Genomic DNA, 26506 nt, shown 5'->3' on the forward strand with positions numbered 1-26506 from the left:
GTAACAAACTTCGACCAAAGCCTTGAGTAGCAGCCCCCGTAAGTGAACAATGTAATACCACGCATTCTTATTGAGATTCACCGATGCCCTTGCGCTCCCGTTTTCTGGCCTGGTTGATGCTGCCTGTGTTGACCGTCTGCAGTTTCAACCTGTTGGCCGACGCCACCGATGGCGCAGCGCAGGCGTTGCATTTGCTCGATTACATCGGCGCGGACTACCCGGCCACCGTGGTCGACGGCAAGGTTGTCGATGCCTCCGAGTATCGCGAGCAAGTTGAGTTTCTGGGGGTTTTGCAGGGCCTTGTAGTGGCCTTGCCACAACGGGCCGAGCGTGGCGAGCTTGAAAAAGGCGTCGCCAGCCTCGCCGATGCGGTGGCCAGGAAGCAGGACGGCGCCGCGGTTGCGCGTCAGGCGCGGCAACTGGGCGCAAGACTGGCGGTGGCTTATGAAGTGAGTCAGGCGCCGGCGATCACGCCGGACCCGGCACGTGGCGCGCCGCTGTACGCGCAACACTGTTCGGTTTGCCATGGTGACGCGGGCGCCGGGGATGGTCCGGCCGGGATCGGTCTGGAGCCGCCACCGGCCAATCTGCGCAATGCGGCACGCCTTGATCGCCTGAGCCTTTACGACATCTACAACACCTTGGGTCTTGGCGTTTCGGGGACCGATATGCCGGCCTTCGCCGATCAGCTCGACGACCGCCAGCGTTGGGACGTGGCAACGTACATCGCCGGTTTCAGTGCCCAGGCAGTTACGGCGCCGGGCAAGACTTATAACCTTGCTGATCTGGCGCGCCAAACCCCATCTGAAGTCAGCGCTGCCGAAGGTGCGCCAGCCGCCGCGACCTTCCGCGCCCAGCGTGCGCAGCCGCCGCAGGTGCAGCGTGGTCCGGCGCAGTTGCTCGATTACACCAGCCAGACTCTGGACAAGAGCCTCGCGGCGTATCGCGCAGGTGATCACGAACAGGCTTACGATTTGTCGGTAGCGGCTTATCTGGAAGGCTTTGAACTGGTCGAAAGTTCGCTGGATAACGTCGATACCAACGTGCGCAAGGACACGGAAAAAGCCCTGATGGCTTACCGTCAGTCGTTGCAGGACGGCTTACCGGTGGCGCAGGCCGAGCAAAAGCTGGAGTTCGCCAAAGGCAAGCTCAAGGAATCGGCGGGGTTGCTGGGCAGCGACGGTTTGAGCACTTCCCTGAGCTACATTTCCGGCCTGTTGATTCTGCTGCGTGAAGGCCTGGAAGCGATTCTGGTACTGGCCGCGATCCTCGCGTTCCTGCGCAACACCGGCCAGGAGTCTGCGGTGCGCAGCGTCAACATCGGTTGGGCGCTGGCCTTGGTCGCCGGTTTGGCAACCTGGGCGCTGGCGGCGTACGTGATTGACGTCAGCGGCGCCCAGCGTGAATTGCTCGAAGGCGCAACGGCGCTGTTCGCCAGCGTGATGGTGCTGTGGCTCGGCGTGTGGATGCATGACCGGCGCCACGCGGCGGCCTGGCAGGATTACATCAAGAGCAGCCTGGTCGGCGGCGGCGGGCGCTTCGGTTTTGCGATCCTGGCGTTCTTTTCGGTTTATCGCGAGCTGTTCGAAGTGATCCTGTTTTACGAAACCCTCTGGCTGCAGGCCGGTCCTGCGGGTCATAACGCAGTATTGGCCGGTGGCGCGACGGCGCTGGTATTGCTGATCGGCCTGGCGTGGATCATCCTGCGCGGCTCGGCGAAATTGCCACTGGCGCTGTTCTTCGGCATCAACGCTGCGTTGCTTTGCGCTCTTTCGGTGGTGTTCGCCGGACATGGCGTCAAAGCGCTGCAAGAAGCCGGCATTTTCGGCACGCGGCCGGTGCCGTTCTTCGAGTTCGACTGGCTGGGGATTCATGCCGACGCTTACTCGCTGAGCGCCCAGCTCATTGCCCTGATTGCGATTGCCGTGTTGTATGGCCGTAGCTGGCTGGCGGAAAAGCGCCGGACGCAGGTGGCGTAAATTTGTGGGAGCAAGCTTGCTTGCGAAGGTTGTGTTTCAGGCACTAAAGATTTGTGCCGGACTTATCTGCCTTTTCGCGAGCAAGCCGCTCCCACGTGAATCAACAACTGCTTACAGGAACCCCCAATGCGCGTCTGGATCGATGCTGACGCTTGCCCCAAGCCGGCCAAGGATCAAGTCATCAAGTTCGCCTTGAAACGTCAATTCGAGGTGGTGCTGGTGGCGGGACAGAGTCAGATCAAGCCGACTTATAGCCTGGTCAAACTGATCGTGGTGCCCAGCGGGCCGGATGCGGCGGATGATTACCTGGTCGAGCATGCGGTGCCCGGCGAGCTAGTGATTTGCAGCGACGTGCCGCTGGCCGACAGACTGGTCAAGAAAGGCGTCGCGGCCCTTGATCCGCGCGGCAAGGAGTTCGACGCGCAGAACATGGGCGACCGGCTGGCGGTGCGCAACTTATTTACTGATCTGCGTGATCAAGGGCAAATGGGCGGCGGCCCGCCACCGTATGGCGACCGGGAAAAACAGGCGTTCGCCAACTCGCTGGACCGGATTTTGACGCGGCTAACGCGTTGATGGCTTGGGATCTTCCGTTGGATCACTCCTCCTGCGTCAACTCCAACACCCGATCCACTAGCTTGTTGATACCCGCCGCCGCTTCACCAATGGACTTGGCCACCATATAAGCCGGGGTGCTGACCAGTTTGCGCGCGGTATCTTCGACGATTTCGGTGACTTCACAATCCCGGTGTTCGCCCTTCATTCTGGTGATGGCTTCAGCCGTTTCGGCATCATTGCCAATGGTGCAGGTCACGCCGGGGCCGTAGATTTTTGCCGCCAGCGCCGGGGAAATGCAGATCAGCCCAACCGGCTTGCCCGCTTCGGCAAAGGCTTCTGCCAGCGCCAGCACTTCAGCCTGAACTTTGCAGTCGGCACCCGCCGTGGCGAAGTTCGACAGGTTCTTGGCCGCGCCGAAACCACCGGGAATGATCAGCGCATCGAATTGCGTCACGTCTGCTTCACGGATGTCTTCGATGGCGCCACGAGCGATACGCGCCGACTCGACCAGCACGTTGCGGGTTTCGGGCATTTCTTCACCGGTCAGGTGATTGATCACGTGATGCTGCGCGATATTCGGCGCAAAGCACTGTACGAGCGCGCCGCGCTGGTCGAGGCGCAGCAGCGTGAGGACGCTTTCATGAATTTCCGCGCCGTCATAGACGCCACAGCCGGACAGAATCACGGCAACTTTCTTTTGCATGCCAGGCACTCCCTATGGTCAACGGCTCATGAACTTGCCTGCTCGGAACCTTGAATACGTGGTTCATAACTATAGCGAGGAGTTCAGTGCTTGTGACAAGGGCGAGCGGCAGGGATTCAATCAGTGGCAGAAGGCGCGGGTGCAGCGCAGGGGTCTGGAGCGATGCTCATGCTTTCGTGTGCGCAATACGTTGGTGCAGTGCGCACACGAGAACATTTATTCGTCAGCGGTTTTCTTGATCTCGACCGAGACTTCGGCGGGCATGTCGGTGGCCAGGGGCTGGATCAGCTTGGCGGCAGCTTCTTCCCTGGCGATGCGCGCGTTCTTGATCCGCCTGCGGATCCAGAGTGCGACGCCAATCAGCAGCAACGCGCCCAGCACCCAGAGCTCGTAGCGCTTGACGTTGCCCAGCAAGCCTTCCAGCACCGCACCGAAGTGATAGGCCGCGGCGCCCAACGCAGCGGCCCAGACCGCAGCACCAATACCGTTGAGCAACAGATAACGCCCCGGCGGATAACCGGACAGGCCAATCGCCACCGGCATGACCGTACGCAAACCATAGACGAAGCGAAAGCTCAGGACCCAGATATCCGGGTGCCTGCGAATATGCTCCAGCGCCTTGTCGCCCATCAGTTGCCATCGGGGCTTGCGCGCCAGCAATTTGCGGCCGTGCTTGCGCCCCATGAAATACCAGAGCTGATCACCGGCGTAGCTCCCGAAGAACGCTACGACCACGACCAGGTTGATGTCCATGTATCCGCGGAACGCAAGAAATCCGGCAAGAACCAAAATGGTCTCGCCTTCAAAGAAGGTGCCGAGAAAGAGGGCAAAGTAACCAAATTCCTGCAAGAAATGTTGGAGCATTATCTGGATGCTGGCGAAATGAACGCGCAGCCTAACTCGCCCAAGACATTCAGGAAAGTAGGGATATGTGTCTCGACGTTAAACTTTCCCGCAAGGACAATGTTCAAGGCCCGCCTGCGGCCTCAAGTCGCATGTTGACCCACGACCGTCACACATTGGTCATAATGGCGGCTTATAACTGTCACGCTTGCCCGTGTATGCGGGCTCAGGAGTCTCGCCGTGAGCTTTACCCCCGCTAATCGCCTGTTTCCTCTCACTCGCCTGCGCCGCAATCGTCGCGACGATTTTTCTCGTCGGCTGGTCCGCGAAAATGTTTTGACCGTCGATGACCTGATCCTCCCCGTTTTTGTACTCGATGGTGAAAACCGTCGTGAAACCATCGCATCGATGCCTGGTGTCGAGCGTCTGAGTATCGACCTGCTGCTTGAAGAAGCGCAGAACTGGGTCGCGTTGGGGATTCCGGCGCTGGCGCTGTTCCCGGTCACGCCGCCTGAAAAGAAATCCCTGGACGGCGCCGAAGCCTGGAATCCGGACGGCATTGCTCAGCGCGCCACGCGTGCCTTGCGTGACCGCTTCCCCGAGCTGGGCGTCATCACTGACGTAGCGCTCGATCCGTTCACGACCCACGGTCAGGACGGCATTCTCGACGAAAACGGCTATGTGCAGAACGACATCACCGTCGATGCGCTGGTCAAGCAAGCGCTGTCTCATGCCGATGCGGGCGCGCAGGTTGTGGCACCTTCCGACATGATGGACGGTCGAATTCAGGCCATCCGCGAAGCACTGGAACTGGCGGATCACGTCAATGTGCGGATCATGGCTTATTCGGCCAAGTACGCCAGCGCCTACTACGGGCCGTTCCGCGATGCGGTAGGGTCGTCGTTGAATCTGGGCAAGGCCAACAAGTCGTCCTATCAAATGGACCCGGCCAACAGCAATGAAGCGCTGCACGAAGTGGCCGCCGACCTGGCTGAAGGCGCGGACATGGTCATGGTCAAGCCGGGCATGCCTTATCTGGACATCCTTTACCGGGTCAAGGATGAGTTCAAGGTGCCGACCTTTGTGTATCAGGTCAGTGGCGAATACGCGATGCACATGGCCGCCATTCAGAATGGCTGGCTCAGTGAAGGGGTGATTCTGGAATCCCTCACGGCTTTCAAACGCGCAGGTGCTGACGGCATCCTCACCTATTTCGCCGTCCGTGCTGCTCAACTGTTAAAAGGGCAATAACCTCACAGGATCACACATGAATACCGAAGGACTCACCGAAGCCACTGTAGATGTCACTGTTCCAGAGGCTCTGCCCGTGGTCGAGCCAAGCATCGAGGTCGTACCGGCGGTGGTCGAAGCGCCACAACCGGCGATACCGGCCCTTGTCGTGCCTAACCTGGACGACAGCAGCCTGTATATCCACCGCGAGCTGTCGCAGTTGCAGTTCAACATTCGCGTGTTGGAGCAGGCGCTGGATGAATCCTATCCATTGCTGGAGCGGCTGAAATTCCTGCTGATCTTTTCCAGCAACCTCGATGAGTTCTTCGAAATTCGTGTCGCCGGCCTCAAGAAGCAGATCACCTTTGCTCGCGAACAGGCTGGCGCTGACGGTCTGCAACCGCATCAGGCCCTGGCCCGCATCAGCGAGCTGGTGCATGGCCACGTAGATCGTCAGTACGCGATCCTCAATGACATTCTGTTGCCGGAACTGGAAAAACATCAGGTCCGCTTCATTCGTCGCCGTCACTGGAACGCCAAGATCAAGACCTGGGTTCGTCGCTATTTCCGCGATGAAATTGCGCCGATCATCACGCCGATCGGCCTCGATCCGACGCACCCTTTCCCATTGCTGGTCAACAAGAGCCTGAACTTCATCGTCGAGCTCGAGGGCATTGATGCCTTCGGTCGCGATTCGGGTCTGGCGATCATTCCGGCACCGCGCCTGTTACCGCGCGTCATCAAGGTCCCGGAAGACGTCGGCGGCAGCGGCGACAACTTCGTGTTCCTGTCTTCGATGATCCATGCCCACGCGGACGATTTGTTCCAGGGCATGAAGGTCAAGGGCTGCTATCAGTTCCGCCTGACCCGCAACGCCGATCTGGCGCTGGACTCCGAGGACGTCGAAGACCTGGCTCGCGCCCTGCGCGGCGAGCTGTTCTCCCGTCGTTACGGCGATGCCGTACGCCTGGAAGTGGCTGATACCTGCCCGAAACATCTGTCCGATTACCTGCTCAAGCAGTTCAATCTGGCTGAATCGGAGCTGTATCAAGTCAATGGCCCGGTGAACCTGACGCGTCTGTTCAGCATTACCGGTCTGGACAGCCATCCCGAGCTGCAATACCTGCCGTTCACGCCAGCGATTCCCAAGCTGCTGCAGAACAGCGAGAACATTTTCAACGTGATCAGCAAGCAGGACATTCTGCTGCTGCACCCATTCGAGTCGTTTACGCCGGTGGTCGACCTGCTGCGTCAGGCCGCCAAAGACCCGCATGTATTGGCCGTGCGCCAGACGCTGTATCGCAGCGGGGCGAACTCCGAGATTGTCGATGCGCTGGTGGATTCAGCCCGCAACGGCAAGGAAGTCACCGTGGTCATCGAATTGCGGGCGCGCTTCGACGAGGAATCCAACCTGCAACTGGCCAGCCGTCTGCAGGCAGCGGGCGCGGTGGTGATCTATGGCGTGGTCGGCTTCAAGACCCACGCCAAGATGATGCTGATCCTGCGCCGCGAAGCCGGCGAGATCGTGCGTTACGCGCATTTGGGTACGGGAAACTACCACGCCGGCAACGCGCGTCTGTACACCGACTACAGCCTGCTGACTTCCGACGATGCCTTGTGCGAAGACGTCGGCAAGTTGTTCAGCCAGTTGATCGGCATGGGCAAGACTTTGCGCATGAAGAAACTGCTGCACGCGCCGTTCACGCTGAAGAAGGGCATGCTCGACATGATTGCCCGGGAAACCCAGTTCGCCGTGGAAGGCAAACCGGCGCACATCATCGCCAAGTTCAACTCGCTGACCGATCCGAAGATCATCCGCGCGCTGTACAAGGCCAGCCAGTCCGGCGTGCGTATCGATCTGGTGGTGCGCGGCATGTGCTGCCTGCGTCCGGGCATTGTCGGCGTGTCGCATAACATTCAGGTGCGCTCGATCATCGGTCGCTTCCTGGAGCACACGCGGGTGTTCTACTTCCTCAATGGCGGCGAAGAGCAGATGTTCCTGTCCAGTGCCGACTGGATGGAGCGCAACCTCGACAAGCGCGTCGAGACCTGCTTCCCGGTGGAAGGCAAGAAGTTGATCCTGCGGGTGAAGAAGGAACTGGAGTCTTATCTGACCGACAACACCCACAGCTGGCTGTTGCAGTCTGACGGGCGTTACGTGCGCAGTTCGCCGACCGGCAACCAGAACGCTCGCAGCGCCCAGGCGACCCTGCTGGAGCGCCTGAGCAACCCGGTCCTCAGCGTACGCTGAAGTCGATGCCGACCCGGGTCAGCCACTCCGCTTCCAGCGCGAAGTCGGCCTGGGTCAGCTGGTTGTTTTCCAGCCAGCCGTCCGGGAACAGTACATCCAGCTTCTGACCGTTGGCATTGAGCACCACTTGCGGCATCTCTTGGGTGCCGCGAATGTGGTGGAACAGAATCGCAAAGCGCAGCAGCACGCACAGGCGAATCAGCTTGATGCCTTCATCGCCGAAATCGGCGAACTTGTCCTTGGGAATGTTCCGACGATGACCGCGCACCAGCAGCGCGAGCATTTGCTGGTCTTCGCGTGAGAAACCGGCGAGGTCGGAGTGCTCGATCAGGTAAGCGCCGTGCTTGTGGTAGTGATAGTGGGCAATGTCCAGCCCGACTTCATGCACCTTGGCGGCCCAGCTGAGCAGTTCTTTGTAGATGTCGTCTTCCAGATCCCAGGCCTTGGCGACCTGCTCAAGCGCGTGCAGCGCCTTGCGCTCGACACGGGCGGCCTGTTCCAGATCAACGTGATAACGCTCCATCAGCGAGCTCAGCGTGCGTTCACGCACGTCTTCGTGATGATGGCGGCCCATGAGGTCATACAACACGCCTTCACGCAGCGCGCCTTCGCAGTGATCCATGCGCTTGAGTTCCAGCGCATCGAAGATCGCTTCAAGAATCGCCAGTCCCGCCGGGAAAATCGCCCGGCGATCAGGCTTGATGCCTTCGAAGTCGATTTTGTCCACATCGCCCAGTTTGAAAATCCGGCGCTTGAGCCACGCCAGACCTTCGGCATTGACTTCGCCCGCGCCGTGGCCGTTGGCCTTGAGTGCCAGGCCGATGGCGCGAATGGTGCCAGACGAGCCGATCGCTTCATCCCACTTCAGCCGATGCAGCGCGTGCTCGATGCTCATGATTTCCAGACGCGCGGCGGTGTAAGCCTGAGCGTAGCGGGCCGGGGTGATCTTGCCGTCCTTGAAGTAGCGCTGGGTAAAACTCACGCAGCCCATTTGCAGGCTTTCGCGCAGCAGCGGTTCGAAGCGCTGGCCAATGATAAATTCGGTGCTGCCGCCGCCGATGTCGGCAACCAGGCGTTTGCCCGGCGTATCGGCCAGGGTATGGGAAACCCCCAGATAGATCAGACGCGCTTCTTCACGACCGGAAATCACCTCCACGGGGTGACCCAGGATTTCTTCGGCACGCCGAATGAATTCGCCACGGTTACGCGCTTCGCGCAGGGCGTTGGTGCCGACGATCCGCACCGCGCCCGGCGGCAAGCCGTTGATCAGCTGCGCGAAACGCTTGAGGCAGTCAAGACCGCGCTGCATGGACTCTTCGGTAAGCTGCCGCGCTTCGTCGATCCCGGCCGCCAGCTGCACCTTTTCACCCAAGCGTTCCAGAATACGGATTTCGCCCATATTGGCTTTGGCGACAACCATGTGAAAGCTGTTCGAGCCCAGGTCTATGGCGGCGATCAGGGAAAGATTCGTGGCTGTGGATTGCGGCATGGTCAGAAAGTCTCGGTCGATAACCGCGTCATCGTGCCACGATCCATCCCTGCCGCCAACGCGAAGCTATCAAGATGGCTATTTGCCTGCAAAATCAATGGCCCAAATCAATCTTTACGCGCGGCAAGCACCAGACCGATGGTGGGAGCGAGCTTGCTCGCGAAGAGGCAGGCAGCGGGCAATGATCTCAAAATTTGAAGTACCGCCTTCGCGAGCAAGCTCGCTCCCACTGAAACGCGTTAGTTCAACCCATCGGCAAACTCGTCGTGGATTTGATTTCCGACAGGGCTACGGTGGAGTTCACTTCCTGAATCCCCGGCACCAGCGAGAGCTTTTCAAAGAAGAAACGCTCGTACGCCTCGATATCCGGCGTGACGATACGCAGCAGAAAGTCCACCGAACCCATCAGCACGTAGCACTCCAGTACTTCCGGAAAGCCGCGAATGGCGTCGGTGAATTCGGTGAAATTCGAGCGGCCGTGGGCATTGAGTTTGACCTCGGCAAAAATCTGCGTATTCAGGCCGATTTTCTTGCGATCCAGCAGCGTCACTTGCCGACGAATCACGCCTTCATCCTTGAGGCGCTGGATACGCCGCCAGCACGGCGATTGCGACAACCCGACCTGCTCGGCGATCTGCGCGCTCGACAGCGAAGCGTCCTCTTGGAGCAGCGCGAGTATCTTGCGGTCGTAGGCGTCCAGTTCGGTTTGCATAACAATTTCTCGATATTAGGTGTTGGCGCATTAACAATTCGAAAATAGCCTATTTCACTCGATCATAGGTCAGATATTTCCCCTGCTGCGTGCAAGAATTTCCCACATCGATTCATGCCGCTAACCGCAGAGGCCCGCATGCCCACTCTCGAAGCCGTCTCCACCTCGCAGCACCGCACCGATGCCTGGTCGGCCAACAACGCCCAATGCTGCGTGCGCTACCAGATCCTGGTCGAAGCCGAACCCGATTCGCTGTGCCGATTACTCAACCTGTTCGCCATGCAGTACCTGATCCCGCAACAAGTCAGCGTATTGCGTCAGGACGACGTGCTGCTGGTCGACGTGCAGATCGATCAGCTGACCTGGCATCGGGCGCAGGTCATCGGCGAAAAAATGCGCAGCCTGATCAGCGTCTGCTCGGTTGAGGTTGAGCAGGTCGCGCACGCGCACACGACAGCTTCGCCAGTTTCTCTGGCGGCGGGTTGAGCCGCGCGGAAAATTTTCGCAACTGTTAAACAGACAGCGAACACAACAACTGGCACGCTTGGGACTACTCTGGCTTCTCGTATGAGCTGAATCGTCCAAAGGAATCCGCATGTCAGTCCTCGCCTCATCAAACCAGGACCGCTGGCTGGATCTGAATGATCTGCTGCGCGACCTGGTCGCCCAGGGCTTCATTGATCAGAGCAGCGCCGAAGATGCGTTGACCCTGCGGCGTACGGCCGCAAATATCCAGTTGCATCCGCTGGAGTTCATCGCTGCCCAGCAGCTTGATGACCTCAAGCGTCCGGGTCGCAAGCTGGATCTGGAAACCCTCACGGCCTGGCTCGCGCAGCAAAGCGGCCAGCCGTATATGCGCATCGATCCGCTGAAGATCAACGTCGCGGCGGTCACGCCGTTGATGTCCTACGCGTTCGCCCAGCGCCACAAGATTCTCGCCGTGGCCGTGGACCGTGATGCGGTGACCATCGCCAGCGCGCAGCCTTATGTGAATGGCTGGGAAGCCGATCTGGCGCATGTCTTGAAGCTGCCGATCAAGCGCGTGGTCGCCAACCCCGTGGATATCCAGCGGGTGGCCGTGGAATTTTTCCGCCTCGCCAAGTCGGTGAGCGGCGCCACGGCGGTCGATCAAAAAATCAGCAACAAGGGCAACTTTGAACAGCTGCTTAAGCTGGGTGCCAGCGATCAGGAACCAGACGCCAACGACGCGCATATCGTCAATATCGTCGACTGGCTGTTTCAGTACGCATTTCAACAGCGCGCCAGTGACATTCATATCGAGCCGCGTCGCGAGCAGGGCACAGTGCGCTTTCGCATCGACGGCGTGCTGCACAACGTCTATCAATTTCCCGCGCAAGTCACCATGGCCATCGTCAGCCGCCTGAAAAGCCTGGGCCGGATGAACGTTGCCGAAAAACGCAAACCTCAGGACGGCCGGGTCAAGACCACTACGCCCGACGGTGGCGAAGTGGAACTGCGGTTGTCGACGCTGCCTACAGCGTTTGGCGAGAAGATGGTCATGCGGATCTTCGATCCGGAAGTGCTGCTCAAGGATTTCGATCAATTGGGGTTTTCCAGCGATGACCTGCGGCGCTGGGAAGGCATGACCCGCCAGCCCAACGGCATCATTCTGGTGACCGGACCGACCGGTTCGGGCAAGACAACCACGCTGTACACCACCCTGAAAAAACTGGCGACCGAAGAGGTCAACCTGTGCACCATCGAAGACCCCATCGAGATGGTCGAACCGGCGTTCAATCAGATGCAGGTGCAGCACAACATCGACCTGACGTTCGCCAGCGGCGTGCGCGCGTTGATGCGGCAGGATCCGGATATCATCATGATCGGCGAAATTCGCGACCTGGAGACCGCCGAAATGGCGATTCAGGCGGCGTTGACCGGTCACTTGGTGCTTTCCACCCTGCACACCAACGACGCGCCCAGCGCCATCAGCCGGATGCTGGAATTGGGCGTGCCGCATTATCTGCTCAAGGCGACGATTCTGGGTGTCATGGCCCAGCGTCTGGTGCGAACCTTGTGCCCGCACTGCAAGGCGCCGATTGCGCTGGACGAAACCGACTGGCAAACCCTCACGCGTCCGTGGCAAGCGCCCGTGCCAACCGGCGCTCATCGCGCCGTGGGTTGCGTGGAATGTCGCGATACCGGCTATCGCGGCCGCGCGGGGGTGTACGAAATCATGCTGATGTCGGATAACGTGCGGGCGCTGATCAGCGCCGACCTGGACCTTACGGCGATGCGTCGCCAGGCGTTCAAGGAAGGCATGCGCAGCCTGCGTCTGTCCGGCGCGCAAAAGGTTTCCGCCGGGCTGACTACGCTTGAAGAAGTGCTACGCGTGACGCCGCAGAGTGAGCAGCGGTGAGTTCATATTTGTGGATATTCTCAGAACCCGATGGAGCGAGGCTTGCCCGCGAATCGCCCGTATAGGAGCGACCGTAAGAGCGACCGTAGGAGCGACTTCAGTCGCGAGAACATCAATCGCCTCCCGGCTAAAGCCGGTCCCACAGCAAGCCTCGCGCCAACAAGAATCACTTAATCATCGCTAAAACAGGGAAAAGTTATGCAAATCGGTACTGTAGTCCTGCTGTTTGTCGGCCTGGCAATTGCCATTGTCTTCATGGGTTTCAAGGTTGTGCCGCAAGGCTATCAATGGACCGTGGAGCGCTTCGGCCGTTATACCAACACGCTCAAACCGGGCCTGAATATCATCGTGCCTGTGATGGATCGCATCGGGCGCAAGATCAACGTCATGGAAAGCGTGCTGGATATCCCGCCCCAGGAAGTCATCACCTCCGACAACGCCACGGTGCAGATAGACGCAGTGTGTTTCTTCCAGGTGGTCAATACCGCGCAGGCCGCTTATGAGGTGAACAACCTCGAACATGCCATCCGCAATCTGTTGCAGACCAACATTCGTACCGTGCTCGGCTCCATGGAGCTGGATGCGATGCTCAGCCAGCGCGACAACATCAATGAAAAGCTGCTGCGCACCGTCGATGAAGCCACCGCGCCGTGGGGGATCAAGATCACGCGGATCGAAATCAAGGACATCAGCCCGCCCGCCGACCTGATGGCGGCGATGTCCGGGCAAATGAAAGCCGAGCGGATCAAGCGTGCGCAGATCCTTGAAGCCGAAGGCCTGCGTGCTGCCGCGATTCTCACCGCCGAAGGCAAGAAGCAGGCACAGATTCTCGAAGCCGAAGGCGGTCGTCAGGCCGCGTTCCTGGAGTCCGAAGCACGCGAGCGTCAGGCCGAAGCCGAAGCGCGGGCCACGCAAGTGGTGTCCGACGCAATCGCGGGCGGCAACGTGCAGGCCATCAACTACTTCGTCGCACAGAAGTACATCGATGCGCTGGGCAAACTGGCGTCGGCCAATAACAGCAAGGTCATCCTCATGCCACTTGAAGCCAGCCAGGTGATCGGCGCGGTCGGCGGTATCGGCGAGATCGTCAAAGCCACATTCGACAGCAAGAAGACCTGAGGCGCGATCATGTGGGAATTCCTGCAAAACCTGTCGTTCTGGGATTGGCTGGGGCTTGGCACGGTGCTGTTGATTCTGGAGGTGTTCGGCGCTGGCGGTTATCTGCTGTGGATCGGCGTTGCCGCTGCGGCCGTCGGCGTCCTGACTTTCGTGTTTCCGCACATGCCGTGGACCGTGCAGTTCCTGCTGTTCGCCCTGCTTTCAGTGCTCACGGCGGTGTATTGGTGGCGGCGGCAACGCAGCGTATTCCGACCTTCCGATCAACCTGGCCTGAACATGCGCGGCCAGAAACTGATCGGCCGAACGTTCATGGTGCACGACGCAATCATCGACGGACGCGGCAAGATCAAGGTCGGTGATGGCGTGTGGATCGTGACCGGCCCGGACACGGCAGTGGGCAGTCAGGTGCGGGTGATTGGTCAGGATGGGGCGATTTTGCGGGTTGAGGCGTTGTAAGAGCTATTTTAGTGGGAGCGAGCTTGCTCGCGAAGAGGTCCGTACATCCAACGAGGCATTCGGATCCGGGACATTGCCTTCGCAAGCAAGCTTGCTCCCACAAAATCTACATCGCGGTTGCAACGTCGAAACGGAACTACCACCTCACTTCACCTATCCAATGGTTTCAGAACATCCATAGTTGGAGTATCCCCGCCATGCGTCTCAAGCTTGCTGTCGCCACGTTCGCTTTGCTGTCTCTCCCGGTTGGTTCAGCAATGGCTGACGCGGGGTTCTGGCGTGATGTGATTTCCTCGGGTGCCACCACCGGTTCTACCTATCTGACGTTCAAGGATCACAAGCTGATCATTGCCGCTCAAGACGACGCCGGCAGCTTTGTCGCCAGCGAAGGCGGCATTCGCGGCCCGTTCCTGGAAGCAGCAATTCAACAGGCGCGTATTGATAATCCAGGCCTGAAAGCGACCGACATGGATCTTGCCAACGCGATCCTGGCGAAAAACCTGGTTGCCGATAACCAGTAATCGCCGATGCAATAAAAAATGCCGCTCATTGAGCGGCATTTTTTATAAGTCACGCTTTCGGCTTATTCGCCAATGGCTGCCTTGTAGCCAGCAGCGTCCAGCAACTTGGCCAGGTCAGCGTCGGCAGCGCTTGGCTTGACCTTGAAGATCCAGGATTCGTACGGCGTGTTGTTCAGCTCTTCGGGTGCGGAACCCAGGGCTTCGTTGACTTCAACCACTTCACCGGACACTGGCGAATAGATGTCCGAGGCAGCTTTCACTGACTCGACAACACCAGCAGCGTCACCAGCAGCGAATACCTTGCCGATTTCCGGCAGTTCAACGAACACCACGTCACCCAGCGCTTCCTGAGCGTGATCGGAAATGCCGACCACAATCAGATTACCTTCTTTTTTTGCCCATTCGTGGCTTTCAGCAAAACGCAGTTCGGCGGGAATATTGCTCATTTAGTCATCCTCTACATCGAGTCAGCGGAAAACCCGCCAGGAAATTTAGATCAGGGTTTTGCCATGACGCACGAACGCAGGCTTGACCACGCGAACCGGATACCACTTGCCGCGGATTTCCACTTCGGCTCGGTCAGCAGTCGCCATCGGAACACGCGCCAAGGCAATCGACTTGCTTAGCGTAGGAGAGAAACTACCACTGGTGATCTCTCCTTCGCCAATTTCTGCGATGCGTACCACTTGATGAGCGCGCAAAACGCCGCGCTCTTCCAGCACCAGACCTACGAGTTTCGACGCAACGCCCGCATCCCGCTCGGCTTCCAGCGCCGCGCGGCCGATGAATTGACGCGCGGCGGGCTCCCAGGCGATGGTCCAGGCCATGTTGGAGACCAGCGGCGAGACATGCTCGTCGATGTCCTGCCCATACAGGTTCATCCCGGCCTCAAGCCGCAACGTGTCGCGCGCGCCGAGACCGATGGGCGAAATGCCAGCGCCGACCAGATCATTGAAGAAACTCGGCGCCTGCACGGCCGGCAGAATGATTTCCAGACCGTCTTCGCCAGTGTAGCCAGTGCGGGCAATAAACCAGTCGCCGTCCTGTCGGCCTTCGAACGGCTTGAGTTGGCGAATCAATTCGGCGCGGGCATTGGGCACCAGCTCGGCGATTTTGCTGCGGGCGTGCGGGCCCTGAATCGCCAGCAAGGCCAGTTCAGGATGCGCGCTCAGCTGGACATCGAAGTCGTTCAGATTCGCCTGCATCCAGGCGAAATCCTTGCCACCGGTGGCGGCGTTGACCACCAGGCGATAACCGCTGTCAGTGAGGTAGACGATCATGTCGTCGATCACCTGGCCATCGTTATTGAGCATCGCGCTGTACAAGGCGCGGCCGGGACTTTGCAGCCGGGCCACGTCGTTGGCGAGCAGGTATTGCAGCCAGAGTTGCGCCTGGCTGCCGGCGACATCGATCACGTTCATGTGCGACACATCGAACACACCGCAGTCGCGGCGCACCTGATGGTGTTCCTCGACTTGCGAGCCGTAATGCAAAGGCATGTCCCAACCACCAAAATCGACCATTTTCGCGCCGAGGGCGAGATGCAGGTCAAAGAGCGGCGTACGCTGTCCCATGGGTTTCTCCTTCCGGGCGTGGCGAAGATGCGGGCAGGCAGGACGCTGACATGCCCCCATGACTCGGGGGTTTGAAGCAAATCACAGCATGCGAACAGTCTGACAGACCGCACCGATTGCGGCGCATTGTAGCCGCATGGAGGTAGACCCGCACCTACCCCGGTTGACGGGCTGAACGTCGGATCAAACCGATGACTGGCAACAGCCCCACCAGCACCAGCGTCAGCGCCGGTAATGCCGCCCGGGCCCATTCGCCTTCGCTGGTCATCTCGAAAATTCGGACTGCCAAGGTATCCCATCCGAATGGACGCATCAGCAAGGTTGCAGGCATCTCTTTGAGTACATCTACGAACACCAGCAATGCCGCGCTCAAGGCACCCGGCACCAGCAACGGCAGGTAAACCTTGAAGAACAGACGCGGCCCGCTGACGCCGAGGCTGCGTGCCGCTTCAGGCAGGGACGGACGAATGCGCGCCAGACTGTTTTCCAGCGGCCCGTAGGCCACCGCGATGAAGCGCACCAGATACGCCAGCAGCAGCGCCGCCAGACTGCCGAGCAGCAACGGTTTGCCCGCGCCGCCGAACCAGCTGGAAAGCGGGATGACCCACTCGCGATCCAGATAACTGAACGCCAGCATGATCGACACCGCCAATACCGAACCGGGCAACGCATAGCCCAGATTGGCCAGACTCACGCCAGAGCGAATCGCGCGGGTCGGTGCCAGACGGCGGGCGAAGGCCAGGATCAGCGCGACGCCGACCGTAATCAGCGCCGCCATGCCGCCCAGGTACAGCGTGTGCACGATCAATCCGGTATAGCGCTCGTCCAGATCGAAACGCCCGCGCTGCCAGACCCAGACGATCAGTTGCAGCAACGGCACGGCGAAGGCGCAGGCAAACACCAGCCCGCACCAGAACGTCGCGGCAAATGCCTTGAGTCCACGCAAGTGATACAGCGCCTTGACCCGAGGTCGCTCGTTGGTGGCCCGGCTCGCACCGCGTGCGCGGCGTTCGCCATACAGCACGAGCATCACGGCCAGTAACAACAGGCTGGCCAGCTGCGCTGCGCTGGAGAGGCTGAAGAAGCCATACCAGGTTTTGTAGATGGCCGTGGTGAAGGTATCGAAGTTGAACACCGCCACGGCACCGAAGTCGGCCAGGGTTTCCATCAACGCCAACGCAACGCCAGCGCCAATCGCCGGACGCGCCATCGGTAAGGCGACGCGCCAGAAGGCCTGCAATGGGCTTTGACCAAGAATCCGCGCGGCTTCCATCAAGCCCTTGCCTTGAGCGAGAAAGGCCGAGCGCGCCAGCAGATACACGTAAGGGTAGAAAACCAGCACCAGCACGATGATCACGCCGCCGGTGGAGCGCACCCGCGGCAGGCGCAGGCCGGTACCGAACCATTCGCGCAGCAGGCTTTGCACCGGCCCGGCGAAATCCAGCAGGCCGACAAAGACAAACGCCAGCACGTAGGCCGGGATTGCAAACGGCAGCATCAACGCCCAGTCCAGCCAACGCCGACCTGGGAATTCACACAGGCTGGTCAGCCACGCCAGACTCACGCCCAACACGGTGACGCCCACGCCGACGCCAAGCACCAGCGTCAGGGTATTGCCCAGCAAACGGGTCATCTGGGTTTCCCACAGATGGGACCAGATCTGCTGATCGATGGTTTGCCACGACAACAGCAGCACGCTGAGCGGCAACAACACCAGAGCAGCGATGGCGAAGACCAGCGGGTACCAACGGCGTTGGGCGGGATGGGCCAAGGGTGGTCTCTTTGCGGACGGAGCTGGAGAAACTTTGTGGGAGCAAGCTTGCTTGCGAAAGGGTCAGGGCATCCAACGCATCTTTCAGCGATCAGACGATTGCCTTCGCGAGCAAGCTCGCTCCCACAGGAGTCGCGGTGTTTTAAATCAATTCCAACCCACACGATCCATCATGCGGATCGCTTCGGCCTGGCGCTTGCCGGCCACTTCCACCGGAATCGTGTCGGCCTTGAACGAACCCCAGCTCGCGACTTCCGCCGATGGCGCAACTTTCGGGTTGGCCGGGAATTCCTGGTTGATGCCAGAGAAAATCGCCTGGGCTTGCGGGCCGGTCATCCACTCGACCATGGCTTTGGCGGCTTCGGCGTGCGGAGCGTACTTGGTCAGGCCGATCCCGGAAAGATTCACGTGCACGCCGCGATCCGCCTGGTTCGGCCAGAACAGTTTCACGGCCAGCTTCGGATTGTCCTTGTGCAGACGACCGTAGTAGTAGCTGTTGACGATGCCGACGTCGCATTGGCCCGCATTGATCGCTTCGAGCACCGCGATGTCATCGGAGAACACATCAGTGGACAGGTTGTTGACCCAGCCTTTGAGGATTTTCTCGGAGGCCTCGGCGCCGTGGGTTTCGATCAGCGTGGCAGTCAGCGACTGGTTGTAGACCTTCTTGCCGGTGCGCAGGCACAAACGACCTTCCCAGTCCTTGCCCGCCAGCGCTTCGTAGGTGGACAAGTCGGCCGGTTTGACCCGATCGGTCGAGTAGGCGATGGTCCGCGCGCGCAGGCTCAAGCCGGTCCAGCTGTGAGTTGAGGAGCGATATTGCGCAGGAATGTTGGCGTCGATCACCGGGGAGGTGAACGGTTGCAGAATGCCCATCTGCTCGGCCTGCCAGAGGTTGCCGGCGTCGACCGTCAGCAACAGGTCAGCAGTGGCGTTTTCACCCTCGGCCTTGATCCGCTGCATCAGCGGGGCTTCCTTGTCGGTAATGAACTTGACCTTTACACCAGTCTTGGCGGTGTAGGCATCGAATACGGGTTTGATCAGCTCATCGATCCGTGATGAATACACCACTACCTCGTCGGCAGCTTGTGCGGTGCTGCCGAGCACTGTCAGTGTCAAAGCAGCCAGAAGACGCTTGCTTGCCTGCATGGGAGTGTCTCGCGTTTGTAAAATGAGGCGAAATGGTAGTGAATCCCATTTGCTATCTCAATCGAACTCCCGATTCAGGCGTTACCAGATGTTGCAGGCTGCAGAATTGTGGGAGCCGAGCTTGCTCGCGATAGCGTTGGGTCAGGCCACTGATGTGGTGGCTGAAAAACCCATCGCGAGCAAGCTCGGCTCCCACAGAAGACGCGCCGGCATTAGCCAATGCCGCACAGGACGGGCGATTCAAAGCCTGGCCAACTCCGGCAAATCCCCACTCAAGCCCAACGCCTGACGCACGAAGATGGCCTTGGCTTCCGGCAGTTGATTGACCACTTTCAGCCCGGTATTGCGCAACCAGCGCAGCGGCAGCGGATCGGCCTGGAACAGGCGCTCGAAGCCTTCCATGGCCGCCATCAGCGCCAGATTGTGTGGCATGCGCCGACGTTCGAAGCGGCTTAGCACACGCGCATCGGCCAGCCGCTCGCCGCGCTCGGCGGCATGCAGCAACACTTCGGCCAACACCGCAGCATCCAGGAAACCCAGGTTCACGCCTTGCCCGGCCAGCGGGTGAATGGTGTGCGCCGCGTCGCCGATCAAGGCCAGGCCTTCGGCGACGTAACGCTTGGCATGACGCTGGCGCAGCGGCACGCACACGCGCGGATCGGCGCCGATCACCGGGCCGAGTCGCCCTTCAAAGGCCTGTTCGAGTTCGCGGCAGAATGTTTTATCGTCCAGCGCCATCAAGCGCTCGCCTTCGCCCGGCGTCACTGACCAGACGATGGAGCACCAATGCTCACCTTCACGCTCCAGCGGCAGGAAGGCCAGCGGGCCGTTGTCCGTGAAGCGCTGCCAGGCGGTTTTACGATGGGAGTCGGCGGTGCGTACGCTGGTGACGATGGCGTGATGCAGGTAATCCCATTCGCGGGTTTCGGTACCGGTCAGGCGTCGCACGGCGGAGTTCGCTCCATCGGCGGCGACCACCAGTGGCGCGCGCAACAGGCGGCCGTCAGCCAGCGTCAGCAGCCAGTCATCACCGGAGCGGCGCATCTGTTCCAGGCGCGCATTGGCGAGCAGGCCGATATCGCTGTCGTGCAGGCGATCGAGCAACGCATCCTGAACCACGCGGTTTTCGACGATATGGCCCAGGACTTCAGCGTGAACACTGGACGCGGAAAAATGAATCTGCCCCGTGCCACTGCCGTCCCAGACCTGCATCTCGCCATAAGGACTGGCACGGCGGCTGGCAATGCCATCCCATGCGCCGAGATTTTGCAGGATGCGCTGGCTGGCCCCCGACAAGGCGCTGACCCGAGGTTCAAACGCCGACTGTGGATCAAACGGTTTGACGTCCAGCGGGCCGCCGTCGAGCACGATGATATTCAGGCCGCTGCCCTGCAACGCCAGCGCCAGCGCGCTACCGACCATTCCGGCCCCGACAATCAGCAGATCTGCGCGCGTTTCCATGCTTTAAATCGTTCTCGCTTGCGGCGTGAGCCGGAATTTGGAAATAAGTGCATCAAACATCGGAGCGAGTTCCCAGCCCCATGGCTTGACGCGCAAACCAGCGTTTGGCCCCAGGCAAGAGGTCCAGACCCAACAGCCCGAGGTTGCGACCGGTGGCAACCAATGGCTGCGTGCTGCCGAACAGGCGTGTCACCTGATCGGAAAAACCCACCGTCAGTTGTTGATCCAGACGCTGACGCTCGCGATACGCCAGCAAGGTCGGCAGGTCGCCAGGCAGCTTGTCGCTGGCCAGCAGGGCTTCTGCCAGCGCGTGAGCATCGCGCAACGACAGGTTGAAACCTTGTCCGGCAATCGGATGCAGGCTATGGGCGGCATTGCCGAGCACCACCAGATGCGAGCGCACCTGTTCTTCGGCTTCGATCAGATTGAGCGGGTAAACATGCCGCGCGCCGACCTGCCGCAAGGTGCCCAGGCGATAGCCGAATACATTCTGCAGTTCGCTGAGAAAAGCGCGGTCATCCAGCGCCGCGAGACGTTCCACGTCTTTACCGGTGCGCGTCCAGACCAGCGCACATCGGTTTTCCGGCAGCGGCAGCAGCGCCATCGGGCCTTCGTCGGTGAAGCGTTCGAACGCCTGGCCACAATGGGCTTCGCTGGGCGTGATATTGGCGATCAGTGCACTCTGGTTGTAAGGCCGCTGACGCACGCCGATGCCCAGTTGCTCGCGCAGACTTGAACGGCCGCCATCAGCCAGCACCGCCAGATCGCATTCCAGTTCGGTTTCGTCGTCCAGCGTCAGGCGATAGCCATCGGCCAAGGCCTGCATGTGCTTGACCTCGGCGGGCACGCGCCAGCTGACCACGTCCTCGTCCAGCCCGCGCCACAGGCATTGGCCCAACCAGGCGTTTTCCGCCACGTAGCCCAAGGCTGGCACACCTTCTTCGATGGCGGACAAACGCGCTGCGCCGAAACGACCGCGATCCGATACCAGGATTTGCCGGATCGGCTCGGCGCGACGGGCGATGTCTTGCCACAGGCCAAGGCGCTCGTAGATTTGCCGCGCACCAAACGACAGCGCCGACGAGCGCGCGTCGTAGCTCGGTTGATAGGTGTCGCCGGGGGCGAAGGGCTCGATCAGGACAATCTTCCAGCCCCGCGCCTTGGCGCCGGCCTGCAATGAAAGGGCGAGACTGGCACCGACCAGACCGCCGCCGACGATGGCGAGATTGAAACGACTCATGCGGCCCATCCCGGTTGATTTCGGGCTTCGGCCATCAACGCCTCGATTGCGGCAACAGTCTTGGGCACGCCATCGGTAAGAATGTCACAACCTTGTTTGGTCACCACAACGTCATCCTCGATTCGCACACCAATGCCGCGCCATTTCTTCGCGACGTTCTGATTGTCCGGAGCAATGTAAATGCCCGGTTCGACGGTCAGCGCCATGCCGACTTCCAGCACCCGCCATTCGCCGCCGACCTTGTAATCGCCGACATCATGCACGTCCATGCCCAGCCAGTGACCGGCGCGGTGCATGTAGAACGGTTTGAAGGCTTCGTTGACGATCAGTTCGCCGACGTCGCCTTGCAGCAATCCCAGCTCGACCAACCCGGCAGTGATCACATGGACCGTTGCTTCGTGCGCCTGATTCCAGTGCTTGCCCGGACCGATGGCCGCGAACGCCGCTTCCTGGGATTTGAGCACCAACTCGTAAATGGCTTTCTGTTCCGGGGAAAACGTGCCGCTGACCGGAAAGGTGCGAGTGATGTCGCTGGCATAGCAGTCGATTTCACAGCCCGCGTCGATCAACACCAGATCGCCATCCTTGAGCACCGCGTCGTTCTCCTGGTAATGCAGGATGCAGGCGTTGCGGCCCGAGGCGACGATGGAGCCGTAAGCCGGCATCTTCGCGCCGCCTTTGCGGAATTCGTAATCCAGCTCGGCCTCAAGGCTGAACTCGTGCAGACCGGCGCGGCTGGCCTGCATGGCTCGCACATGGGCGCGGGCGGAAATTTGCGCGGCTTCGCGCATGACCTTCACTTCTGCCGCCGATTTATACAGGCGCATGTCGTGCAGCAGATGATCCAGCGCAACAAACTCTTTCGGCGGCTGGGCGCCCAGATGCGCCTTGGAGCGGATCACGTTGATCCAGTCCATCAGATGGCGGTCGAATTCCGGGTTACTGCCCATGGCCGAGTACACCCGGTCGCGGCCTTCGATTAGGCCCGGCAGGATGTCGTCGATGTCGTTGATCGGGAACGCATCGTCAGCACCAAAATCGCGAATCGCGCCTTCCTGCCCGGCCCGCAAGCCGTCCCACAGCTCGCGCGCGGGATTGCGCTCACGGCAGAACAAGACGTACTCGCCATACTCACGGCCGGGGATCAGCACGACCACGGCTTCGGGTTCCGGGAAGCCGCTCAGGTATTGAAAGTCGCTGTCCTGGCGGTAGACGTGCTCGACATCGCGGTTACGAATCGCCACGGCCGCGGCAGGCAATATCGCGATGCTGTTGGGTTCCATCTGCGCCATCAAGGCCTTGCGTCGACGAGCGTATTCCGACTTAGGGATATGGATCATTGGCAGGCAGGTTCCCGTTCTGGAGCGTTCCCGGTCATGGCTGGACAGGCCTGCCGTGACCGGAGTCGCCGGTGATGAACAATCAGTGCAGCGAAGGCTTCGGCGCAGGTGCTTCGGGCTTGTTGCATTCGGTGAACAGCAACAGCGGAGCGACGCGCAGGTATTCCATGACTTCCATGTAATCGCTTTCGCCGTCTTCGGACTCTTCCAGCGCATCCTGGACCTGGGAAATCGCTGCCAGATCCTGCAGCACTTCCATGGCTTCGCCACTAATGGCATTGTCACGGGCAGTCAGGCCGAAACCGGCGAGAAAACCCTGGCACCATTGGCCCAATGCGATAGCGCGCTCACCGAGCGGCTCGTCATCGCCGGGCAATAGCAGTACCACGGTCATGTCGTCGCTGGTGAGTTCGCCCTTGACCATTTCCTGCAGGCCGATCAAGGCCTGACGGACGTTGTCTTCGGGCGCGGAGCCGAGTAGTTCGGTAGCGTCGATCAACCAGCCTTGGTTATCGAAGCCGGAACCGGCACAACTGCGACCCAGTAACAGGCCATGCAGCTCGGCAGGAGAGACAGGATGACCGCTGCTGGTGAGCAGGGTGGCGAACGCTTTGTACGGGGAATTCTGAATGGGCATGGGCAACTAGTCGCCAAACGGCGCAATGTCTAGAATGGAGGTCTTGTATCCTAGACTAATCGCGCAACAAGATCATCAAGGCGGCCATCCAAGGCTGTGGCTCAAAGCCAGCTCCTGTGCCACTCATCAGAAAGTATTCAGTGGAAAACAATGGAAGACACCGACCTGCAAGCGCTGATGGCCCGACTAGAATTACTGATTACTCGTGTCGAGCAACTTAAACGCGAAAACGGAATCCTATTAGCTCAGGAAAAGTCCTGGCGCGAGGAACGCGCTCACCTCATTGAAAAAAACGAAATCGCCCGGCAAAAGGTCGAGTCAATGATTTCGCGCCTCAAGGCCCTGGAGCAAGACTCATGAGCAACGGCAATAACGTTACCGTACAAATTCTCGACAAAGAATATTCGATCATTTGCCCTCAGGAAGAGCGCACCAACCTGGTCAGCGCTGCGCGTTACCTGGACGGAAAAATGCGTGAAATCCGCAGCAGCGGCAAAGTTATCGGCGCTGACCGTATTGCCGTAATGGCCGCGCTGAACATTACGCACGATCTTTTGCACAAGCAGGATTTGCCTGACGTGCAGACCAGCGGATCGACCCGCGAACAGGTCCGGGACCTGCTCGATCGCGTCGATCTGGTGCTCTCCACGGACGCGGATTCGCCACCGGATGCACCTCGAAGCTGAATGTTGCGAAGAGTTTCGGGTATACTTGCGCCGCTCCCTGGAGTGCTTGCCAGTCGGTCATGTCCCTGAGCCGATACGCACAACCACGGGGGTTGCACGTTGGGGTTGGTGTGCATGTCCGCTTGACGGAAAGCCTTAAAACCTCCTGCAATCTCCACCTTGAACTTTCGGGTTCAAGGGCTACACCGACAGCGGCTCGTCGGGGAGCACCTATTCTGTCTGTTGCCGGTTTGCCCGGCGCCGACAACCCCCGAGATCGTCGCCCTGACGACTCAACCCTGGTTCAACCTTCAATGGATCAGCCTGCATGACCCTTCTCTCGTGACTTGCGCAGCGCCACTTACCCGCCAACAATTGCGTCGTCAGTTACGCAAGGCGCGGCGTGCCTTGAGCGCCAGTGAGCAGCGTGCAGCGGCGCGCGGACTTTATCGGCAGTTGGCGCAACATCCATTGTTCCGCCGCGCCCGACATATCTCGCTGTATCTGCCCATGGACGGCGAAATCGATCCGCGCCTGTTGCTGCGCGCCGCCCAACGTCGCGGCAAGGCCACGTACCTGCCGGTGCTCAGCGCCTGGCCACGAACCAAGATGGTTTTCCAGCGGGTCAGGCCCGGCGAAAAATTCAAACCCAATCGTTTTCGCATCCCCGAACCGCGCATCAACCCCACACGCCAGCGCAAGATCTGGACGCTGGATCTGATTCTGATGCCGTTGGTGGGTTTCGATGACGAAGGCGGGCGTCTGGGCATGGGCGGCGGGTTTTACGACCGCAGCCTGGCCTATCGCGCACGCCGAAAAGCCTGGCAAAAGCCGGTGTTGCTGGGGTTGGCGCATGAATGTCAGAAGGTCGAACGGCTGGCGCAAGCCAGTTGGGACGTGCCGCTGAATGGCACTGTTTCGGATAAGGGTTGGTATCTGGCGTGAGACGGCGAGCACAGGACCTGTAGGACCGGCTTTAGCCGGGAGAGCAGGGGTTCTGACTACGCAGTTACTGCGGATGCGCTGGCCTCCTCCCGGCTAAAGCCGGTCCTACGCATTACGCTCGCTAGCGCCAACAGCGGGAATCAATGCCGCGAAGGATACTTCTGCTGCTGTTGGGTAATTTCCACCGGAGCATCCGGTTTGCTGGACCACAAACTTTGCGCATAACCCGTCGTTACGACACCCAAGCCGAACAAAATAACCAATATCCACAGTAAATCCGGCTTGCGTTTCATTGATTGCCCTCCTTCGGCAAATCAATACGATGTCAGCAGCGGTTTTTGTATAGGCCGTGCAACAGCGTGGAGCTTAAAATCCCGGCATTCTCCGACAACATGGGCAGACACGCAAACACTGACGTCAGCCAACCGTCGGTTTATCCGTAAAGTGTCTGACAACCTGTCCATTCCTCTTTTCAGGAGCACGAAAAATGGCCTACTGGCTGATGAAATCCGAGCCCGATGAGTTCTCTATCGCGAGTCTACAAAAGCTCGGCACAGCGCGCTGGGACGGGGTTCGCAATTATCAGGCGCGTAATTTTCTACGCACGATGGCGGTAGGCGACGAGTTTTTCTTCTATCACTCCAGTTGCCCGGAGCCGGGCATTGCCGGGATCGGGCGGATTACCCAGGCGGGTTATCCGGACCCGACCGCGCTGGATGGACAAAGCCATTACTTCGACGCCAAGGCCAGCGCGGAAAAAAATCCGTGGACGGCCATCGACGTGACCTTCGTCGAGGAATTCCCGAAAGTGCTTGGGCTGGGTTACCTGAAACAGCAAGCGGCGCTGGAACAACTGCCGCTGGTGCAGAAAGGCAGTCGCCTGTCCGTCATGCCGGTCACCGCCGAACAATGGGCGGCGGTGCTGGCATTGCGCTGATTGCTCCGCGGATTACTGAACGATGAAGTTGTTGAAGAGCAAGTCTTCAACCACTGGCTTGCCTTCTTCGTCGGTCATGACTTGCTGAACCTGCTTGAGCGCTTCCTGACGAATTTTTTCCTTGGCCTCGGCGCTGCTCATGCTGTCGACGGTCTGCTGGGTGAACAGCGCCACCAGCTGGTTGCGGATCAGCGGATCATTGCGCTTCACGGCGGCCTGGGCTTCCGGCCCGGTCACGCGCAAGGCGATATCAGCTTTATAAACCCGCAGTTTCGGGCCGCCGTCCAACGCGTAGTTGCCCACGAACGGTGGTGTCAGCGAAACATAAATGGCCTTGGGCGCCTCGCCCTCTTTGGCTTCTTCCTGCGCCATGACGGGCAGTGACAGGGCCAACAACATCAGGATCCACGCTTTCACAATCCACTCCTTATCCGGTTTGGCGCATAGGTTACTGCAACTTATGCAGGCTTATCAGGCCGGGCCATGCTCATTGACGCAAAAACCCACATACCTGAACGTATCGGCCACAAGTCCAAAAGGAATAGT

At 59.8% G+C, this 26506-nt stretch carries 27 protein-coding genes and 1 other RNA gene; 14 read left to right on the top strand and 14 right to left on the bottom strand.

Translation table 11 applies throughout. From position 1 onward, the window contains the following. Positions 1-83: 83 nt before the first annotated feature. Together AABC73_RS28205 and AABC73_RS28210 are read left to right on the top strand one after the other, a co-directional pair. Positions 84-1979, top strand: a complete 1896-nt coding sequence (locus AABC73_RS28205) for an FTR1 family protein (protein WP_341521814.1) — start codon at positions 84-86, stop codon at positions 1977-1979. A gap of 126 nt (positions 1980-2105) precedes the next feature. After that, complete coding sequence (locus AABC73_RS28210; RefSeq protein ID WP_065831772.1) at positions 2106-2555, top strand: YaiI/YqxD family protein; 450 nt, start codon at positions 2106-2108, stop codon at positions 2553-2555. 22 nt (positions 2556-2577) lie between these two features. Here the strand turns inward: AABC73_RS28210 and elbB are convergent, their stop codons facing one another. Together elbB and AABC73_RS28220 are read right to left on the bottom strand one after the other, a co-directional pair. Beyond that, the gene (gene elbB, locus AABC73_RS28215; protein ID WP_331149043.1) at positions 2578-3240 is read right to left on the bottom strand and encodes an isoprenoid biosynthesis glyoxalase ElbB; all 663 of its coding nucleotides are present in this window, start codon (positions 3238-3240) and stop codon (positions 2578-2580) included. 216 nt (positions 3241-3456) lie between these two features. Next, positions 3457-4107 carry a DedA family protein gene (locus AABC73_RS28220; RefSeq protein WP_341524348.1) on the bottom strand — a complete coding sequence of 217 codons (651 nt, stop codon included), beginning with the start codon at positions 4105-4107 and terminating at the stop codon, positions 3457-3459. 216 nt (positions 4108-4323) lie between these two features. On the opposite strand from AABC73_RS28220, the gene hemB reads away from it, so the two are divergent. Next, positions 4324-5334, top strand: coding sequence for a porphobilinogen synthase (hemB, locus tag AABC73_RS28225; RefSeq protein ID WP_020293308.1), 1011 nt, complete (start codon positions 4324-4326; stop codon positions 5332-5334). 16 nt (positions 5335-5350) lie between these two features. Then, on the top strand, positions 5351-7564 hold the full coding sequence (gene ppk1, locus AABC73_RS28230) for a polyphosphate kinase 1 (RefSeq protein WP_341521815.1): 2214 nt from the start codon (positions 5351-5353) through the stop codon (positions 7562-7564). Here ppk1 and ppx read toward each other — a convergent pair. Next, positions 7551-9053 carry an exopolyphosphatase gene (ppx, locus tag AABC73_RS28235; protein ID WP_341521816.1) on the bottom strand — a complete coding sequence of 501 codons (1503 nt, stop codon included), beginning with the start codon at positions 9051-9053 and terminating at the stop codon, positions 7551-7553. The two genes, ppk1 and ppx, sit on opposite strands and share 14 nt — an antisense overlap. A gap of 244 nt (positions 9054-9297) precedes the next feature. After that, positions 9298-9765, bottom strand: coding sequence for an Lrp/AsnC family transcriptional regulator (locus AABC73_RS28240; protein WP_020293305.1), 468 nt, complete (start codon positions 9763-9765; stop codon positions 9298-9300). A 138-nt stretch (positions 9766-9903) separates the two neighbouring features. On the opposite strand from AABC73_RS28240, the gene AABC73_RS28245 reads away from it, so the two are divergent. From AABC73_RS28245 to AABC73_RS28265, 5 genes are all read left to right on the top strand, one after another. After that, complete coding sequence (locus AABC73_RS28245) at positions 9904-10251, top strand: hypothetical protein (RefSeq protein WP_341521817.1); 348 nt, start codon at positions 9904-9906, stop codon at positions 10249-10251. A 109-nt stretch (positions 10252-10360) separates the two neighbouring features. Further along, positions 10361-12145 (top strand): GspE/PulE family protein, encoded by a 1785-nt coding sequence (locus tag AABC73_RS28250; protein WP_341521818.1) that lies wholly within the window; start codon positions 10361-10363, stop codon positions 12143-12145. Between the two features lie 198 nt (positions 12146-12343). Next, positions 12344-13264: an SPFH domain-containing protein gene (locus AABC73_RS28255; RefSeq protein WP_341521819.1), complete on the top strand. Its 921-nt coding sequence runs from the start codon at positions 12344-12346 to the stop codon at positions 13262-13264. 9 nt (positions 13265-13273) lie between these two features. After that, positions 13274-13720 (top strand): NfeD family protein, encoded by a 447-nt coding sequence (locus AABC73_RS28260; protein WP_341521820.1) that lies wholly within the window; start codon positions 13274-13276, stop codon positions 13718-13720. 197 nt (positions 13721-13917) lie between these two features. Then, the gene (locus AABC73_RS28265; RefSeq protein ID WP_065831917.1) at positions 13918-14241 is read left to right on the top strand and encodes a DUF2388 domain-containing protein; all 324 of its coding nucleotides are present in this window, start codon (positions 13918-13920) and stop codon (positions 14239-14241) included. 62 nt (positions 14242-14303) lie between these two features. Here AABC73_RS28265 and gcvH read toward each other — a convergent pair whose 3' ends face one another. The 8 genes from gcvH to AABC73_RS28305 all read right to left on the bottom strand — a co-directional run bounded on the left by gcvH (position 14304) and on the right by AABC73_RS28305 (position 23413). Next, the gene (gcvH, locus tag AABC73_RS28270) at positions 14304-14687 is read right to left on the bottom strand and encodes a glycine cleavage system protein GcvH (RefSeq protein WP_341521821.1); all 384 of its coding nucleotides are present in this window, start codon (positions 14685-14687) and stop codon (positions 14304-14306) included. A gap of 45 nt (positions 14688-14732) precedes the next feature. Then, entirely contained in the window at positions 14733-15815 is a 1083-nt protein-coding gene (gcvT, locus tag AABC73_RS28275; protein WP_341521822.1) for a glycine cleavage system aminomethyltransferase GcvT, read from the bottom strand. Positions 15816-15969: 154 nt separating this feature from the next. Next, positions 15970-17586 carry an iron ABC transporter permease gene (locus tag AABC73_RS28280; RefSeq protein ID WP_341521823.1) on the bottom strand — a complete coding sequence of 539 codons (1617 nt, stop codon included), beginning with the start codon at positions 17584-17586 and terminating at the stop codon, positions 15970-15972. 147 nt (positions 17587-17733) lie between these two features. Continuing rightward, positions 17734-18735 carry an extracellular solute-binding protein gene (locus tag AABC73_RS28285; protein WP_341521824.1) on the bottom strand — a complete coding sequence of 334 codons (1002 nt, stop codon included), beginning with the start codon at positions 18733-18735 and terminating at the stop codon, positions 17734-17736. Between the two features lie 240 nt (positions 18736-18975). Then, positions 18976-20196 (bottom strand): 2-octaprenyl-3-methyl-6-methoxy-1,4-benzoquinol hydroxylase, encoded by a 1221-nt coding sequence (locus tag AABC73_RS28290; protein WP_341521825.1) that lies wholly within the window; start codon positions 20194-20196, stop codon positions 18976-18978. A gap of 52 nt (positions 20197-20248) precedes the next feature. Further along, entirely contained in the window at positions 20249-21436 is a 1188-nt protein-coding gene (ubiH, locus tag AABC73_RS28295) for a 2-octaprenyl-6-methoxyphenyl hydroxylase (protein ID WP_331153182.1), read from the bottom strand. Further along, entirely contained in the window at positions 21433-22776 is a 1344-nt protein-coding gene (gene pepP, locus AABC73_RS28300; RefSeq protein ID WP_065831910.1) for a Xaa-Pro aminopeptidase, read from the bottom strand. Before pepP ends, ubiH begins: the two co-directional genes overlap by 4 nt. 82 nt (positions 22777-22858) lie before the next feature. Beyond that, entirely contained in the window at positions 22859-23413 is a 555-nt protein-coding gene (locus AABC73_RS28305; RefSeq protein ID WP_341521826.1) for a YecA family protein, read from the bottom strand. Positions 23414-23563: 150 nt separating this feature from the next. Between AABC73_RS28305 and AABC73_RS28310 the strand changes: the two genes are divergently transcribed. From AABC73_RS28310 to AABC73_RS28325, 4 genes are all read left to right on the top strand, one after another. Beyond that, entirely contained in the window at positions 23564-23773 is a 210-nt protein-coding gene (locus AABC73_RS28310; protein ID WP_020293291.1) for a TIGR02449 family protein, read from the top strand. Further along, entirely contained in the window at positions 23770-24099 is a 330-nt protein-coding gene (locus AABC73_RS28315; RefSeq protein WP_065831908.1) for a cell division protein ZapA, read from the top strand. Before AABC73_RS28310 ends, AABC73_RS28315 begins: the two co-directional genes overlap by 4 nt. Positions 24100-24130: 31 nt before the next feature. Next, positions 24131-24309: non-coding RNA, 6S RNA (gene ssrS, locus AABC73_RS28320), on the top strand. A gap of 111 nt (positions 24310-24420) precedes the next feature. Further along, a complete protein-coding gene (locus AABC73_RS28325; protein WP_341521827.1) occupies positions 24421-25023 on the top strand; it encodes a 5-formyltetrahydrofolate cyclo-ligase in 603 nt (200 codons plus the stop codon). Positions 25024-25163: 140 nt separating this feature from the next. Here the strand turns inward: AABC73_RS28325 and AABC73_RS28330 are convergent, their stop codons facing one another. Beyond that, the gene (locus tag AABC73_RS28330) at positions 25164-25316 is read right to left on the bottom strand and encodes a hypothetical protein (protein ID WP_341521828.1); all 153 of its coding nucleotides are present in this window, start codon (positions 25314-25316) and stop codon (positions 25164-25166) included. A gap of 194 nt (positions 25317-25510) precedes the next feature. Between AABC73_RS28330 and AABC73_RS28335 the strand changes: the two genes are divergently transcribed. Further along, entirely contained in the window at positions 25511-25960 is a 450-nt protein-coding gene (locus AABC73_RS28335; protein ID WP_341521829.1) for an EVE domain-containing protein, read from the top strand. Positions 25961-25972: 12 nt separating this feature from the next. Here the strand turns inward: AABC73_RS28335 and AABC73_RS28340 are convergent, their stop codons facing one another. Next, positions 25973-26377: a flagellar basal body-associated protein FliL gene (locus AABC73_RS28340; protein ID WP_065831905.1), complete on the bottom strand. Its 405-nt coding sequence runs from the start codon at positions 26375-26377 to the stop codon at positions 25973-25975. Positions 26378-26506 lie beyond the last annotated feature (129 nt).

Source organism: Pseudomonas sp. G.S.17 (assembly GCF_038096165.1).
Classification (GTDB): domain Bacteria; phylum Pseudomonadota; class Gammaproteobacteria; order Pseudomonadales; family Pseudomonadaceae; genus Aquipseudomonas.